The 15117-nt window shown below is 60.2% G+C and carries 11 protein-coding genes and 1 pseudogene; 9 read left to right on the forward strand and 3 right to left on the reverse strand.

The features are described 5' to 3' along the window. Window positions 1–41: 41 nt before the first annotated feature. Window positions 42–1286, reverse strand: a complete 1245-nt coding sequence (locus PCE31106_RS21750; protein ID WP_094069189.1) for an MFS transporter — start codon at window positions 1284–1286, stop codon at window positions 42–44. A 530-nt stretch (window positions 1287–1816) separates the two neighbouring features. On the opposite strand from PCE31106_RS21750, the gene PCE31106_RS24685 reads away from it, so the two are divergent. The 6 genes from PCE31106_RS24685 (at window position 1817) to PCE31106_RS21780 (ending at window position 8912) form a co-directional block, all read left to right on the forward strand. Continuing rightward, a complete protein-coding gene (locus PCE31106_RS24685) occupies window positions 1817–2125 on the forward strand; it encodes a hypothetical protein (protein ID WP_017234505.1) in 309 nt (102 codons plus the stop codon). Window positions 2126–2140: 15 nt separating this feature from the next. Beyond that, window positions 2141–2509 (forward strand): hypothetical protein, encoded by a 369-nt coding sequence (locus PCE31106_RS21760; protein WP_017234506.1) that lies wholly within the window; start codon window positions 2141–2143, stop codon window positions 2507–2509. 87 nt (window positions 2510–2596) lie between these two features. Beyond that, window positions 2597–3841 (forward strand): TolC family protein, encoded by a 1245-nt coding sequence (locus PCE31106_RS21765; RefSeq protein ID WP_094068955.1) that lies wholly within the window; start codon window positions 2597–2599, stop codon window positions 3839–3841. 35 nt (window positions 3842–3876) lie between these two features. Then, complete coding sequence (locus PCE31106_RS21770) at window positions 3877–5361, forward strand: efflux RND transporter periplasmic adaptor subunit (protein WP_246171432.1); 1485 nt, start codon at window positions 3877–3879, stop codon at window positions 5359–5361. After that, entirely contained in the window at window positions 5358–8492 is a 3135-nt protein-coding gene (locus PCE31106_RS21775) for an efflux RND transporter permease subunit (protein ID WP_017234509.1), read from the forward strand. The genes PCE31106_RS21770 and PCE31106_RS21775 overlap by 4 nt, the downstream gene beginning before the upstream one ends. A 51-nt stretch (window positions 8493–8543) precedes the next feature. Beyond that, the gene (locus PCE31106_RS21780) at window positions 8544–8912 is read left to right on the forward strand and encodes a copper-binding protein (RefSeq protein WP_174975360.1); all 369 of its coding nucleotides are present in this window, start codon (window positions 8544–8546) and stop codon (window positions 8910–8912) included. Between the two features lie 642 nt (window positions 8913–9554). Here PCE31106_RS21780 and PCE31106_RS21785 read toward each other — a convergent pair. Together PCE31106_RS21785 and PCE31106_RS21790 are read right to left on the reverse strand one after the other, a co-directional pair. Further along, window positions 9555–10538 carry a F510_1955 family glycosylhydrolase gene (locus tag PCE31106_RS21785; protein ID WP_094068953.1) on the reverse strand — a complete coding sequence of 328 codons (984 nt, stop codon included), beginning with the start codon at window positions 10536–10538 and terminating at the stop codon, window positions 9555–9557. Between the two features lie 168 nt (window positions 10539–10706). Then, window positions 10707–11039, reverse strand: a complete 333-nt coding sequence (locus PCE31106_RS21790; RefSeq protein WP_124988667.1) for a hypothetical protein — start codon at window positions 11037–11039, stop codon at window positions 10707–10709. An 830-nt stretch (window positions 11040–11869) separates the two neighbouring features. Between PCE31106_RS21790 and PCE31106_RS21795 the strand changes: the two genes are divergently transcribed. The 3 genes and pseudogenes from PCE31106_RS21795 to PCE31106_RS21805 all read left to right on the forward strand — a co-directional run. Then, entirely contained in the window at window positions 11870–13819 is a 1950-nt protein-coding gene (locus PCE31106_RS21795; RefSeq protein WP_094068952.1) for a copper resistance system multicopper oxidase, read from the forward strand. An 8-nt stretch (window positions 13820–13827) separates the two neighbouring features. Continuing rightward, window positions 13828–14712 (forward strand): copper resistance protein B, encoded by an 885-nt coding sequence (locus tag PCE31106_RS21800; RefSeq protein ID WP_094068951.1) that lies wholly within the window; start codon window positions 13828–13830, stop codon window positions 14710–14712. A 109-nt stretch (window positions 14713–14821) separates the two neighbouring features. Then, window positions 14822–15049 (forward strand): annotated as a pseudogene (locus PCE31106_RS21805) (copper resistance protein CopC); the annotation flags it as partial. Window positions 15050–15117 lie beyond the last annotated feature (68 nt).

The following is a 15117-nucleotide window of genomic DNA, read 5'->3' on the forward strand; positions in this document are numbered from 1 at the left end:
CCGCTTTTTCGGCCGTTCATAGCCGTTCGCCCGTGTGTTGCTCACGAGGCACTCTTGACCAGGGTTTCTTTCATCCGCGCGACGACGATCACGCCGGACAAGAAGGTGAGTCCGGCGATCAGCCACACTGCAGCCGCCAAACCGAAGAAGTCGGCTGTGACACCAGCCAGGAGTGCACCGACTGCATAGCCCAGGTCGCGCCACAGCCGATACACACCCACGGCCGAGGCCCGCCAAGCAGGATGCGCCACGTCACCAATGGCGGCCAGCAACGTCGGATAGACCATCGCAGTGCCGACGCCCAAGAGTACGCCGCCCACACCGAAGCCCAGGAAGCCGTTGCTTGATGCCGTGATTGCAATGCCTGCCGCCTGCGTCCACATCCCCCAAGCGATCAACTGCTTGCGGCCAATGTGGTCGGACAGGGCTCCCGTGAAAATCTGCGTCATACCCCACACGGCAGGGTATATCGCTGCAAGCGTGCCGACCTGAGCAAGCGACATGCCTGCGGTAGCGAAGACCAGCGGAAATAGACCCCACGCCATGCCATCGTTGAGGTTATTCACCAACCCCGCCTGGCTGATGCTCGACAGATTGCGGTCGGTGAGCGAGGCGCGACGGAAGATTTCGCCTTGGGTGGGCAGCGCATCTTCATGTTCGGTGTGGTGCGCCTGCACTTCGTGTGCAACGTAGTGCCGGGTTTCGCCAACCGCCATAGCCGAGAGTGTCAAACCCGAGGCAACGTAGACGACACCCAGGTAGAACGGTTCCGGGCGCAGCCCGTAGCGGGCGGCCAGCCAGCCGGTGGCGAGCGCGCTGCCCGCCACGGCGAAATAGCCGGAAAATTCGTTGAGGCCCATCGCCAGGCCGCGTTGCTTGGGGCCAACTAGGTCGATCTTCATTATGACCGTGGTGGACCAGGTAAGGCCCTGACTGACGCCTAGCAAGACATTGGCAGCGACGATCCAGTTCCAATCGGGTGCCCACATCAGGACGAAAGGCACCGGCACGGCCACCAGCCACCCGGCGACCAGTATATGCTTGCGGCCGTACCGATCGGACAGTCGTCCTGCAAAGTAGTTGGTCAGCGCCTTGGCGATGCCGAAGACAACGATGAAGGAGAGAATTGCTGCCCGCGCCGCGACGTGAAATTCGTACGCGGCGATGGCCGGCAAAATGCTGCGCTCAAGTCCGACCATCGCCCCGACAAAGGCATTCACCAGCACGAGCAGCGAGAACTGGCCCAAGTTCTCGCGCAATCCGAGACGAATGTCAGATGTGTGCATGGGGCAGATCTCCAAGCTGAGGTTGAAGCGCAGCTTGTCGACGCCCACGAAAAACCACGGCCCTTCGCCGCGTCGCTTGCCCAGCCCCCCACAACCGAAAGAGTGGGAAAAGGGCCGATTCCTTGCTGGGGAATTGCGTGGAGAACATCGTCAGCGCCTCCGTCAGAACACCAGTACCTTGTCTGCCTCAGCTGTCCAGGCAGTCATTTAGCTCAAGGTGCTGCGGCGAGTTCCCTTGATAAGTTCATAGACGCTAATTCCTCGAGCGTCGAGACAAGTGCCGTACAGACCGCCGCCGCCCCCGACCGTGCACAGCATATCTCCCGCGTTCTAATAGTCCTCGGGAACATGCTGGCCTGACTTAGCACAGACCACTGCGCCTCCCATCAGGAACAGTCGGACCGTCCCACTTTCACGCTTGACCAGCGCTTTGGCGAGACGCAGAGCATTTTAGCTGTGTTCGCTCCCGTAGGCGGCATCATTGAGAATGAAAAAGGTTTGCATGGTGGCCTCCATAAGCGTTTCGATCGATGTTTGAGTTGCTTCGCGGCTTACTGAGTCGAGCTTTCGATGCGCAAACCGCCTGCGGCCCGTTCGCTGACGCCAGTACGGTTCTCAATGGCTCCCCCCGTCCCGCATCGACGACCGACGCTATGCTGGCCGAGCGAATCGACGACCGGCTCGAGGAACTGGAGGACTATACCAAAGTCATGTGCGCAATCCTGGAGCAACTGCGACCTTTGGCAGCCCTGCGCGGTCGGTCGCCGGCAAGGCAGCGACTGACGCCACACCTGACTCTCGCCTTGGGTTTTCTAGGAGCGTATTGTCGCGCACAATGATTTATACTACTTGCCATGCGAATCATCCGCCTGCTTCTGCTTATCGTGCTGTCGCTAGCGCTGCCCACGGTCGGGCTGGCATCTGCGGGCTATATGGGTGAGTTCCAGATGCAGCAGGCGGCAGACGCGAGCATGACGGAGATGGCGATGCCGGTCGGCCATTGTGACGAAACCGCTACCAAAGTGGCCCAGCCCGGCAAACTCAAGGCCGGCACGCTCTGCAAGCTTGGTCAGGACTGCAAGATTGGCGCTGCCTATCATCCGACCAGCCCGGTCAAGCTGTTCCATCCATTGCCCGCTGCGCAGCGGGTTACGCCAGTGCCCACGCGAGCACTGCTTTCCCACGTCCCCGAAGGACTGTGGCGACCTCCCACTTCGCTTTGATTTCCTGACAGTATGATCCGCTGAGCGTGCGCTCGGCGGTCGCAGGCTGTGCGCACGCGCACGTTGTCTCGTCACGGAGTCAATAACATGTTCACGCGTTGGATGCTCATCCCCTTGCCCTTGTGTTTGGCAGGGGTGGCCGGCCTCGTCCAGGCCGCGCCCTTGACCTTTAGCGACGCGCTCAAGGTCGCCGAACAACAATCCCCGGCGCTGACGGCCAGTGCCGCCAACCTCCGATCGGCCCAGTCTGCGGCGATTCCGGCGGGCGCTTTACCGGATCCAAAGCTGATCGCAGGCGTCGAGAACTACCCTGTTTCCGGAGATACCCGCTGGGCACTGGAGCGCGACTTCATGACCATGCAGAAGATCGGCATCATGCAAGAGGTGCCCAATGGCGACAAGCGTCGCGCGCGCGTCGAAGTGGCCGATGCCCGTTCGGTGCTGGCCCAGAAGCAGCAGCAGGTCTCGCTGCTTGAAGTGCGCCGAGGCACCGCGCTCGCTTGGCTCGATCGCTACTACCTGGAAAAAAAGCTGGCGCTGTTCGACCAGCTCGACCAGGAGAATCGCCTGCTGGCCGACACCGTGCGGGCTCAGGTCGCCTCCGGCAAAGGCCAACCGGCCGACGCCGTGATGGCCGAGCAGGAACAGGCCGACCTCGCGGATCGTCGTGACGGCCTGACACGCGATATCGCCATGGCAATCGCTTCATTGCGTCGTTACGTGGGCGCTGACGCGGATGATCCCTTGCCCGGCGACGCGCCGGCGTTGGCGGTCGATCCAGAACGCTATCGGGCGCATCTGCATCATCACCCGGAAGTGGAACTGTTTGCCGCAAAGTCAGGCGAAGCCCGGGCCGAGTTGCATGAAGCGCAGGCGGAAAAAAAGCCCGACTGGGGCGTCGAGCTGGCCTACCAGCGTCGCGGCCCGCAGTTTGGCAACATGGTTTCGGTCCAGTTCACGATCGGCTTGCCGATTTTCTCGAAGAGCCGGCAAGACCCGATGATCGCCTCCAAGGCGGCCGATCTGGAGCGGGCCGACGCGGAGCGCGACGCCATGTTGCGCGATCACCTCAATGAGCTCGATAACGGCCTGGCCGAATACACGTCACTCACCCGCCAACTGGATCGCGTCAACCAGACGTGGCTACCGCTCGCACGCCAAAAGGTCGACCTCCTTACGGCCGGCTATCGCAGCGGCAGGACCGACATGGGCACGGTACTCGCTGCCCGGCGCGATCTGATCGAGCGGCGCATGAAGGCAATCGATCTGGAAAACCAGCGCGCGCAGATCGCGGCCAAACTTTACTTCACGTATGGCGGGGACGAACAATGAAGCCACGTCACATAACACTTGGTGCATTGATTGTCTTGGTAGCCGCCGCCAGCGCCGGCGCAGGATACTGGTACGCGCTGCGTCATGCGGGCAGCGCTACGGGGAGTGCGCCCGCGGCCGCCGCCAATGGCGTGCCCACTCAAGGCGACGCCAATCGGAAAGTGCTCTATTGGTACGACCCGATGGTGCCGAACCAGCACTTCGACAAGCCCGGCAAATCGCCCTTCATGGACATGCAACTGACGCCGAAGTACGCAGGTGAAGGCGGCGATGCCGCGGGCGTTCAGATCGATTCGGGCGTGGCGCAAAATCTGGGCATCCGTCTGGCCCGGGTCGAGCAAGGCACGTTTGACGCACCGATCGATGCGGTGGCCAACGTGGTCTTCAATGGCCGGGACGTGGCGGTGGTGCAAGCGCGCAGTGGCGGCTTTGTGCAACGCGTCTACGCCAGGGCGCCCGGGGACGTGATCGCGCAAGGCGCACCGCTTGCGGACTTGCTGGTGCCTGAATGGGGCGGTGCACAGGCCGAGTTCCTCGCGGTGCTCCGCACCGGTGACAAGGGCCTGGTCGACGCCGCGCGCGAAAGGCTCATGCTGCTCGGCATGCCCGCCGGGCTCATCGCCCGGGTCGAGCGTACGGGTGTGTCGCAATCGACGTTCACGATGACCTCGCCCATCGCCGGGGTTATCCAGTCGCTCGACGTGCGTCAAGGCATGAGCATTGCCGCCGGCATGACACTCGCGAAAATCAACGGATTGGCCACCGTCTGGCTCGAAGCGGCCGTGCCGGAATCCCAGGGTGGATTGGTCGCCGTTGGCCGCCTGGTGGAAGCCCGTCTGGCGGCGTATCCTGGCGAAACCTTCAAGGGCAAAGTCATCGCCGTATTGCCTGAAACCGATTCGGCCAGCCGGACCCTCAAGGTGCGGGTCGAGTTGCCTAATCGCGACGGGCGCCTGAAGCCCGGCATGTTCGCGCAGGTCCGCGTGCAGAATGGCGCGGCTAAGCCGGTTCTCACCATTCCAACCGAGGCGGTGATTCGCACGGGCGTGCGCAACGTCGTGATCGTCGCGCAGGACGGCGGCCGCTACGCGCCGGTAGAGGTCAAAGTCGGGCAAGAAGGTGCCGGCAAGACGGCGATTCTCGAGGGTCTGTCGGAAGGACAGAGCGTCGTCGTCTCCGGCCAGTTCCTGATCGACTCTGAGGCCAGCCTGCAGGGTGTCCTCACCCGCCTCGCGGGCGCCCCCGCCCAGGCCACGGTCCAGCCGGCAAGTGGCGCGAGCGCCCCCGCCGCGCTCAACGAAGCCACCGGCAAGGTGGAAAAACTCGAACACGGGCAAATCACGGTCTCGCACGGCCCGGTCAAGTCGCTCGGCTGGGGGCCGATGACGATGACGTTCAAGCTGTCCGACCCGTCCATGGCGACCGGCATCAAAGCGGGCGATACCGTGCATTTCGGCTTCGTCCCCAGCGGCGATGAGTTCGTCGTCAAGCAGTTGGAGAAGACAGGAGCCGGCTCATGATCGCGAGGCTGATCCACTGGTCGATCGTCAATCGCTTCCTGGTTCTGATGGCGACGCTCTTTGTTGCTGCCGCGGGCGTGTGGGCGGTCAAGACCACACCGGTCGACGCACTGCCGGACCTGTCGGACGTGCAGGTCATCATTCGTACCAGCTATCCGGGCCAAGCCCCACAGATCGTCGAAAACCAGGTGACCTATCCGCTGTCGACGACAATGCTGTCGGTGCCCGGTGCGAAAACGGTACGCGGCTATTCCTTCTTTGGCGATTCGTTCGTCTACGTCCTGTTCGAGGACGGCACGGACCTGTATTGGGCGCGCTCGCGCGTGCTTGAGTACCTGAACCAGGTGCAAGGCCGCCTGCCCGTCACGGCCAAGACCGCATTGGGACCGGATGCGACTGGCGTGGGCTGGATCTACGAGTACGCATTGATCGACAAAACGGGCCAGCACGACCTCGCCCAACTGCGCAGCCTGCAGGACTGGTTTTTGCGCTTTGAGTTGAAAAGCCTGCCCAACGTCGCCGAAGTTGCCTCCATTGGTGGCATGGTCAAGCAATACCAGGTCGTGCTCGACCCCATGAAACTGGCCGCCTACCATATCCCTCAGGCAAAGGTCATCGATGCCATCCAGAAGGCCAATCAGGAAACCGGGGGTTCGGTGCTCGAGCTGGCGGAGACCGAATACATGGTGCGCGCGACCGGCTATCTGAAATCGCTCGACGATTTCCGCAACATTCCGCTGAACGTCTCGGCCACCGGAGTTCCGGTCAAGCTTGGCGATGTAGCTACCATTCAGGTTGGCCCCGAAATGCGGCGTGGCATCGCCGAATTAAACGGGCAAGGAGAAACCGCCGGCGGCGTGATCATCCTGCGCTCGGGCAAGAACGCTCGCGAAACCATCGCCGCGGTCAAGGACAAGCTCGCCGAGCTGCAAAAAAGCCTGCCTGCCGGGGTCGAGATCGTGCCGACCTACGACCGCAGCAAGCTGATCGACCGCTCGATCGACAACCTCAAGCACAAGCTGATTGAAGAGTTCATCGTCGTGGCACTGGTTTGTGCGGTGTTCCTGTGGCATTTGCGCTCGGCTCTGGTGGCGATCATTTCACTGCCCCTTGGCGTGCTGATCGCGTTCATCGTCATGCGCTATCAGGGCATTAACGCCAACATCATGTCGCTTGGCGGCATCGCCATTGCGATCGGTGCGATGGTCGATGCGGCGGTGGTGATGATCGAGAACGCGCATAAGAAGATTGAGATGTGGACGCACGAGCATCCCGGCGAGTCCCTCAAAGGCAGCGCGCATTGGACCGTGATCGGCGAAGCGGCCGCAGAAGTCGGGCCGGCGCTGTTCTTCAGCCTGCTCATCATCACCTTGTCGTTCATTCCGGTGTTCACACTCGAGTCGCAGGAGGGGCGCTTGTTCGGCCCGCTCGCCTTCACGAAGACCTACGCGATGGCAGGCGCTGCGCTGCTTTCGATCACACTGATCCCGATTCTGATGGGCTACTGGATACGGGGGCGCATCCCGGACGAAACGCGAAACCCGCTCAATCGTGCGCTCATCCGTATGTATCGCCCGCTCCTCGACTGGGTGCTGGTGCGGCCGAAACTCACCTTGGTGATCGCTATGCTGGCGCTCTTGACCACCGCGTGGCCGATCAGCCGCCTGGGCGGCGAGTTCATGCCGCCGCTCGATGAGGGCGATTTATTGTACATGCCCTCGGCACTGCCGGGGCTATCTGCGGCAAAGGCGGCGGAGTTGCTGCAGCAGACCGATCGTCTGATCAAGACGGTGCCCGAAGTCCAGAGTGTGTTCGGCAAGGCGGGGCGTGCGGAGAGTGCGACGGACCCGGCGCCCATGGAAATGTTCGAGACCACCATCCAGTTCAAGCCACGCGATCAGTGGCGCCCTGGCATGACGCCGGCCAAGCTGGTCGATGAACTCGACCGGGTCGTGAAGATCCCTGGCCTGTCCAATATCTGGGTGCCACCGATCCGCAATCGCATCGACATGCTGGCCACCGGCATCAAAAGTCCGATTGGCGTGAAGATCTCCGGGACGAACCTGGCCGAGATAGATCGCGTCGCGCAAGACGTCGAGCGGGCTGCGAAAACGGTGTCGGGTGTGAGCTCCGCGCTGGCGGAGCGCTTGACGGGCGGGCGGTATGTCGACGTCAACATCGACCGCGCGGCCGCGGCGCGCTACGGCCTGAACGTGGCCGACGTGCAGGCAATTGTGTCCTCGGCCATCGGCGGGGAGAACGTCGGGCAAACCGTGGAGGGGCTCGCGCGCTATCCGATCAACGTGCGCTATCCGCGCGAGATTCGCGATTCGCTCGAGGGACTGCGCAATCTGCCGATCCTCACCGACGCCGGTCAACAGATTACGCTGGGGACAGTTGCCAAGATCGATGTCAGCGATGGCCCGCCGATGATCAAGACGGAAAACGCCCGGCTCTCGGGCTGGGTCTACGTCGATGTGCGCGGCCGGGATCTGGCGTCGGTCGCGGGCGACTTGCGCGCAACAGTGGCGCGGGAGGTCAAGCTCGAACCCGGCATGAGCATTGCCTATTCCGGTCAGTTCGAATACCTGGAGCGCGCCGCCGCACGCCTCAAGCTGGTCGTGCCCGCGACGCTGGTGATCATCTTTGTGCTGCTCTTCATGACCTTCAGTCGCTTTGACGAGGCTGCCCTGATCATGACGACGCTGCCCTTCGCCCTAGTGGGCGGCATCTGGGTTCTCTATCTGCTCGGCTACAACATGTCGGTGGCCACCGGCATCGGCTTCATCGCGCTCTCGGGCGTCTCCGCCGAGTTTGGCGTGGTCATGCTGCTGTATTTGAAGCAGGCCATCGCGGCAAGGCAAGCATTGGGCGTCACGTTGACTGCAGAGAGCCTGGACGACGCCATCCGCGAGGGGGCGGTCTTGCGGGTGCGCCCCAAGGCGATGACGGTCGCCGTCATTCTCGCCGGCCTGATCCCGATTCTGTTGGGCAGCGGCACCGGCTCGGAGGTCATGAGCCGGATCGCGGCGCCCATGGTGGGCGGCATGATCACCGCGCCGCTCCTGTCAATGTTCGTGATCCCGGCGGCCTTCCGGCTCATGCGTGGCCGGAATCATCGCCGGACGTAGTTCCCTTGCCCGAAAGGGTGTTTTTCTCACTATGTGTCAAAGGAGTTTGTTATGTTCAAAATGATCAGCGCAATGCTCACCTGTGTCGCCCTCGGTGCCTCCCTGCCGGCCGTGGCCGCCGGCGCGGCCGATATGAAACCCATGAGTGGCATGAGCCAGATGGGGGGCATGAAGACAGACAAGTCTGCTGCGGTCACCGCAACGGGCACCGGCGTGGTCAAGGCTGTCGACAAGCAAGCTGGCAGCGTGACGCTGGCCCATGGGCCGATCAATGCATTGGGCTGGGGGCCCATGACCATGGGCTTCAAGGTGGCCAATGCCAAACTGCTGAGTGGCGTTTCGGTTGGCCAGAAGGTCAACTTCACCCTGGTGTCGACGGGCGACGCCCAGACCGTGACAGCGATCCAACCTTCGAAATGATGCATTGGCGCGAGCGGATGCTGCGACGATTGGCTGCCGCGCTGGCGGCGCGCTCCGCTCGCTATGGCCCTACGCGATCGTGGCAATCGTCATCGCGTCGTGGTTGCTCCATCACTTCATCGCGTCCGCCACTTGGCGCGAGTGGGCCGGTGCCGGTCTTGTGCGTCCTTCATAATCGCGCCACAAGTCGAGATTTTCGACTTCCGGTCGACGATTCACCTGCTGATCAACGTCTTGCACATCGAGGTCCGACGGTACATGCAAGTGATCACCCGTTGTGGCCGTCGACGAAATCGACGTCGAGACCGAGGATATGGGCGTCGGGCTCGCCGAGTACTGGATGGCACCTCGGCGCGTAGCTCAGCTGAAGGCACACGGTTAGCGATTCTTTCGAATGCGATAACCAAATGGCCATTGATCGCCGATCCATTGAACAATTTGATCGGTTATCCAGTCCCTCACACAATCGTTCGCATCATAGTTCTTCCCCCTTGATCCGAAATTGGGATCGGGAGTATTTCCGGGTTGCGCGGCCGGCACCGGAGCACTTTAACAATATGACCTTTCCTTGGGATGCTCTGGCAGCGACAGGAAAGGCTCGAATGCTCGGACGCGCGTACGGTATCCGAATCCGCCCCCGCCTTACGTCGCCTGACCTCTATCCACGATCCGACGCCATGTACCTCCCTGGTCATCCGAGAGATACACGTCACGTTTGAAAGTCGCAATGACAATTTGACGGAAATCGACCGGGTTCTGGCAAATGAACGCGATACCGTCCTCATCTGACATAGGTAGCGCAACGTCGTTTGCGTCCTTACCATCCTTCCAGCGCAGGCGCGTCAACCTTGATCTTGTCAAGTACTGGCTTAGCCAAATGTGGATCCCATCAAAATCAAACCACGCGGCAAGTGCAAAATCCTTGCCATACACGTGCTGAAAATGTTGGGCAAAATCCTCGGAGATGAGCAGTCCAGTATCGGTGCTGGCGGCAACGACGCCAGGTTGCGTGGGATGCACGGCAAGGCTGTGCGCAGCAGACGCAATATCGACTCCCCGTGCGGTCGCAACGGTCCATGTCGTACCGTCAGATTGCGTGTAAAAGAATCCTTGATTCCGCAGAACGGCATTCGAGGAATCGTTATAGACGTAAATGGCCCGTGCATAGTAGCTCGCCCCCATTACACGCAATGCCGCTTGATCGCTTAATGCCAACGCCTTCCATGTGACCCCGTTGTCACGACTTCGCTGCAAGCCGAGGCGATTCGGAGCATTGCCGCTGGTCGACGAATAACCGCTGCTCAACAAAGAGCCTTCTGTCGCAACGATTGCTGTGAGGTCGTCGGCTGCCCCCGGCGCCATGCTCCAGCGTCCTGCATGATAGACCGCCAAGCCATTGTGCGTCGCGATGAAAAGTCGTGTGCCATCTCGACTGTACGCTAGGCCGTGGATATGTGTCATGACGGGAAAGTCCGAAGCCGATACGCTCTGCGCCCGCAGTGTCGAATCACCGTGGGTAGCCGCGAACGCATCAACCAGGGGAGGGACTGAAGCGACCCCGAGCAAGAGTGCAGCCAATAGCGCGTGTCGGCGTGCTGCGTTCAGACGTGCGAGGTTGTAGATCATATGCGCCTCCGTCAATTCATAGAGTGCCTCGCCGATTACCGCATTTGCATGCCTGCAATCGTTATCACAACATTCGTCGGGTTCTCTGGCCTGGCATAGCCCCCCCAAAGGACATGACATCCCCTTAGGCCTGACGAAGCTATAGAACGTCGGTATCGATGGACGTCCTCACTTGCGTTCACGATAGTGGATAGTGTGCGCGCAGCCGCCGTCCGTGGCAACGACCCGCCTGTGCCGGACGGTGATCGTTTTCCCACATTCTTGTTGATTTTCCGGACCTCGTCGAAGCTCTGCCGCACGTTCGTCGCAATTTCCGCGACACCGTTCGCCGCCATCGTCGATGCGACTATCTCCGTGGCGAGGCCAAGTGACGGGATCAGCGCGCTGAATAGTATTCAAACAGGTTTCATGACAGGATTCTTGAGGTAAAAAAGTGGAGTAAAAGGCAGCGAAATCCTGTGAGAGTATTCCGTTTTCGCGAACGGCGTTCGTGCCGGTCATTCATGTTTCATGGCGTCCCGGCTGCGAAAGAGGAAAACCTACGGGCCGCTCTCGTTGAGCTGCCAAACAAATTGCACAACTCTTCCCAAACTCCACTGAAACGGCGTTGACATTCTGATGTTCCATCGTCGGGACTTTGTGCATCATCGCCGAGTGATCCTTCAATTCAACTATGGCGCCAAGCGCCATCTCGTGCAGCACCCAGCCGGATTTCCTCACGACGAATCCTATGGCGACACCGCGCCTGACCGTCGAGCGGCTCCGGAATAACGTGCATCGCTTCGGTCACGTCGACGGTAGGGGTTCGAGAGACTCCTTTCGCGTACCCAGCCTTGCCGATCAAGGCCGTTTAGTCATCTTGCGAGCCTACGCGTCAGTCGGCGCAACGCACACTGCGACGCCCAAAAAATCGATGCAGGGCGTGCAAAGTCGGCAGAGCTGCATTCTGTATTTAAGGCATATCCATTGACTGTCTTCGGACCGTCCGGAGGCAATCGAGACGAAGCACGGACTTCATTGCAGGCGCGTACCGAAATTGGGGATCGCAACAGGATCGACTTGCTTCGCCAACGCGGCGCATTTCCATGCTTGATGGACATGACAACATTGTCATCTGGAAGTAATGTCAGTGACGCCGCCCCACTGGTAGTATCGCCCGCAGTACGTTGGAAAGCCGACTACCGCGGCATCGACGGCGATTTCAGCTCAAGCTCTGAAGTATGTGCGCGTCGCTATATCGGGCTCGCGAAAGCGAGTCTGCTAGCAGCATTAACATGGCTGACCTCACCGATTGGTGATTCTCCCAACCAAAATCAACTGGATACTGATAGATGCGATCTCATCTCAGCAGACGAACCTTCATTCGGGGCATCGGCGCGGCGGGACTCGTCGGCGGATTGGGCGTCTGGCGTCCGCAGGTGTGGGCCATGACGAGCCCCGGGCAGCCTCATGTGCTTACGGGTAACGACTTCGACCTATCCATTGCGGAAACCCCAATCAATATCACGGGGAGTGAGCGCACGGCCACACTGATTAACGGAACCCTGCCAGGCCCGGTCTTACGATGGAAGGAGGGGGACGTTGTGACGTTGCGTGTTGCGAATCGCATGTCCGCCCAGACGTCGATTCACTGGCATGGAATTCTGGTGCCGACCAACATGGATGGCGTCCCGGGCCTCAGTTTTGGCGGGATTGACCCTGGTGAGACGTACACATATCGCTTCAAGGTCAAGCAGCATGGAACCTATTGGTACCACAGCCACTCGGGGATGCAGGAGCAAACCGGGGTGTATGGCCCGCTGGTGATTGAACCCAAAGATCCCGAGCCGTTTAAGTATGACCGGGACTATGTTGTCATGCTCTCGGATTGGACGGACGAGGATCCCAGGCGCATCAAGGCAAAGCTCAAGAAGCAATCGAATTATTACAACTTCCATCAACGGACGTTTGGAGATTTCATTCGAGACGTCAAGAAGGATGGGTTGGGCGCCACAATCGCTGATCGCAAAATGTGGGCCGAGATGCGGATGAGTCCGACGGATCTTGGCGACGTCAGCGCCTACACGTATACATACCTGGTCAATGGCCTAGCGCCAAACGGGAACTGGACAGGCATCTTTCGGCCGGGTGAACGCATTCGTCTGCGCTTTATCAACGCCTCCGCCATGACCTACTTTGATGTCCGTATCCCTGGACTCAAAATGACGGTAGTCGCGGCCGATGGGCAGCCCGTCAAGCCCGTCAGTGTCGAAGAATTTCGTATTGCTGTAGCCGAGACTTACGACGTCATCGTCGAGCCCACTTCGGAGGCGGCCTACACCATTTTCGCCCAGTCGATGGACCGTACGGGTTTCGCACGCGCCACATTGGCCGTGCGCGAAGGGCTTTCGGCGAAGATTCCGCCGCTCGACCCGCGCCCACTGGTGACGATGGACGATATGGGCATGGGAGGTATGGCCGGCATGGATCACGACTCCATGCAAGGCATGGCGGGCATGTCGAGCATGAGCGGCGATTCGATGCAGGGGATGAGCGGCATGGCCGGCATGGATCACGGCTCCATGCAAGGCATGGATGGCATGTCGAGCATGAGCGGCGATTCGATGCAGGGGATGAGCGGCATGGCTGGCATGGATCACGGTTCCATGCAAGGCATGGAAGGCATGGAAGGCATGTCGAGCATGAGCGGCGATTCGATGCAAGGAATGAGTGGCATGGCCGGCATGGATCATGGTTCCATGCAGGGGATGGGGAGCATGCAGTCCCATCCTGCGACCGAGAACGGGAATCCGCTTGTTGACGGACAGGCCATGAATCCGACGCCGAAGCTCAATGACCCGGGTATTGGACTGCGCAACAACGGCCGGCGCGTGCTGACCTACGCCGATCTGCGCAGCACGTTCGCCGATCCTGACGGCCGGGACCCGACGCGAACCATTGAATTGCACTTGACCGGACATATGGAGAAGTTCGTCTGGTCGTTCAACGGCGTCAAATTCGGCGACTCCCAGCCGATTCGCCTCAAGTATGGCGAACGGGTCCGCCTCGTCCTGGTGAACGACACCATGATGACCCATCCCATACATCTTCATGGCATGTGGAGTGACCTGGAAGACGAGCAAGGTCGCTTCATGGTGCGCAAGCACACTATCGACATCGCTCCGGGCTCCAAACGCAGTTACCGCGTAACGGCCGACGCGCTCGGACGCTGGGCGTATCACTGCCATCTACTTTTCCACATGGAAACCGGTATGTTCCGTGAAGTGGTCGTCGAGGAGTGAGGATTCTCATGCTAAAAGAACAAAAATTTGGGAAGGTCGCAGCGGCTACCCTGACCGTGATGCTGTGCGCCACAACATCTCTTTCTGCGATAGCGGCACCTGATGCAAAGGCTTCCGTCTCAAGCCAGCCGACCTCGATGGGCGATGCCACCATGCAGTCGATCGGGACGTCGTCCAATGGCGCACCATCGCCCGTACCACCGTTGACGGACGAAGATCGAAAAGCGGTCTTCACCGGCGGTCATATACACGACATGGGCGATAAGGAGATCAACTACTTCTTCCTGTTCGATAACCTGGAATGGCAAAAAAGTCAGGGTGGCAACGTATTGAACTGGAATGGGTCAGGATGGATCGGTGGCGACATCGACCGCCTCTGGCTTCGCACGGAAGGCAAGCGAGCCGGCGGCAAGCTCGGGGACGCGGAAGTTCAGGCGCTTTGGGGCCACTCCCTCAGTCCGTGGTGGGACGTGGTGGCCGGCGTTCGTCACAACTTCAAACCGGGAACTTCGCAAACTTGGGGAGCGCTTGGCATACAAGGGCTCGCGCTCTACAACTTCGAAGCGCAAGCAACCGCATTTGTCGGACAAAGTGGTCAAACTGCCGTACGCCTGGAAGGCACGTATGACTTTCTTGTTACGAATCGCTTAATCCTCCAGCCATCGCTGGAAGTAAACATGTACGGGAAAAACGACGCGGCAAGAGAGCAGGGAGCCGGTGTGGCCAACAGCTCGCTGGGCTTGCGTTTGCGATACGAAGTCGATCGTCAATTGGCGCCGTACATTGGTGTGACTTGGGACAGATCATACGGCAACACCGCGCGCATCCTGGAGCAGGAAGGTGGGCGTCGTAATGAGCTGTCATTCGTTGCCGGCGTGCGTGCCTGGTTCTGACGCACCAGTGATATTCGTCGATGTCCCGTTGTACCGTCGAAGTTCTTCTGTTGACTGACGGCGGGACGCTTTAACGTTTCTCAATTTCTAACCACAAAGGATGTTTGCCATGTCACATCAACGCTTTTTCTCAAAGTCACTTGTCGCCGCCGCTGGCCTGATCTTCGCCTCGGCCGCATTTGCTCATCCGAAACTGCTGTCCTCGACCCCTCAGGACAATACTGAAGGACCCGCACCGCAAAAAATCGAGCTTCACTTTTCCGAGAATCTGATGACACAGTTCTCGGGCGCCAATCTCGTCATGACGAGCATGCCCGGCATGTCGGATGGTAATGCCCCCATTTTCCACGGCCGCGAGAAGTAGAAACTAAGCGGCCATGGCCAGCCGCTGCTTCGGGGTAAAGC

The organism is Pandoraea cepalis (genome assembly GCF_902459665.1).
Classification (GTDB): Bacteria; Pseudomonadota; Gammaproteobacteria; order Burkholderiales; family Burkholderiaceae; genus Pandoraea; species Pandoraea cepalis.

Coding starts and splice junctions, on each gene's coding strand:
- PCE31106_RS21785 (WP_094068953.1), bottom strand. CDS start 10,538: ATGATCTACAACCTCGCACGTCTGAACGCAGCACGCCGACACGCGCTA.
- PCE31106_RS21800 (WP_094068951.1), top strand. CDS start 13,828: ATGCTAAAAGAACAAAAATTTGGGAAGGTCGCAGCGGCTACCCTGACC.
- PCE31106_RS21790 (WP_124988667.1), bottom strand. CDS start 11,039: ATGACCGGCACGAACGCCGTTCGCGAAAACGGAATACTCTCACAGGAT.
- PCE31106_RS21780 (WP_174975360.1), top strand. CDS start 8,544: ATGTTCAAAATGATCAGCGCAATGCTCACCTGTGTCGCCCTCGGTGCC.
- PCE31106_RS21760 (WP_017234506.1), top strand. CDS start 2,141: ATGCGAATCATCCGCCTGCTTCTGCTTATCGTGCTGTCGCTAGCGCTG.
- PCE31106_RS21795 (WP_094068952.1), top strand. CDS start 11,870: ATGCGATCTCATCTCAGCAGACGAACCTTCATTCGGGGCATCGGCGCG.
- PCE31106_RS24685 (WP_017234505.1), top strand. CDS start 1,817: ATGTTTGAGTTGCTTCGCGGCTTACTGAGTCGAGCTTTCGATGCGCAA.
- PCE31106_RS21775 (WP_017234509.1), top strand. CDS start 5,358: ATGATCGCGAGGCTGATCCACTGGTCGATCGTCAATCGCTTCCTGGTT.
- PCE31106_RS21765 (WP_094068955.1), top strand. CDS start 2,597: ATGTTCACGCGTTGGATGCTCATCCCCTTGCCCTTGTGTTTGGCAGGG.
- PCE31106_RS21750 (WP_094069189.1), bottom strand. CDS start 1,286: ATGCACACATCTGACATTCGTCTCGGATTGCGCGAGAACTTGGGCCAG.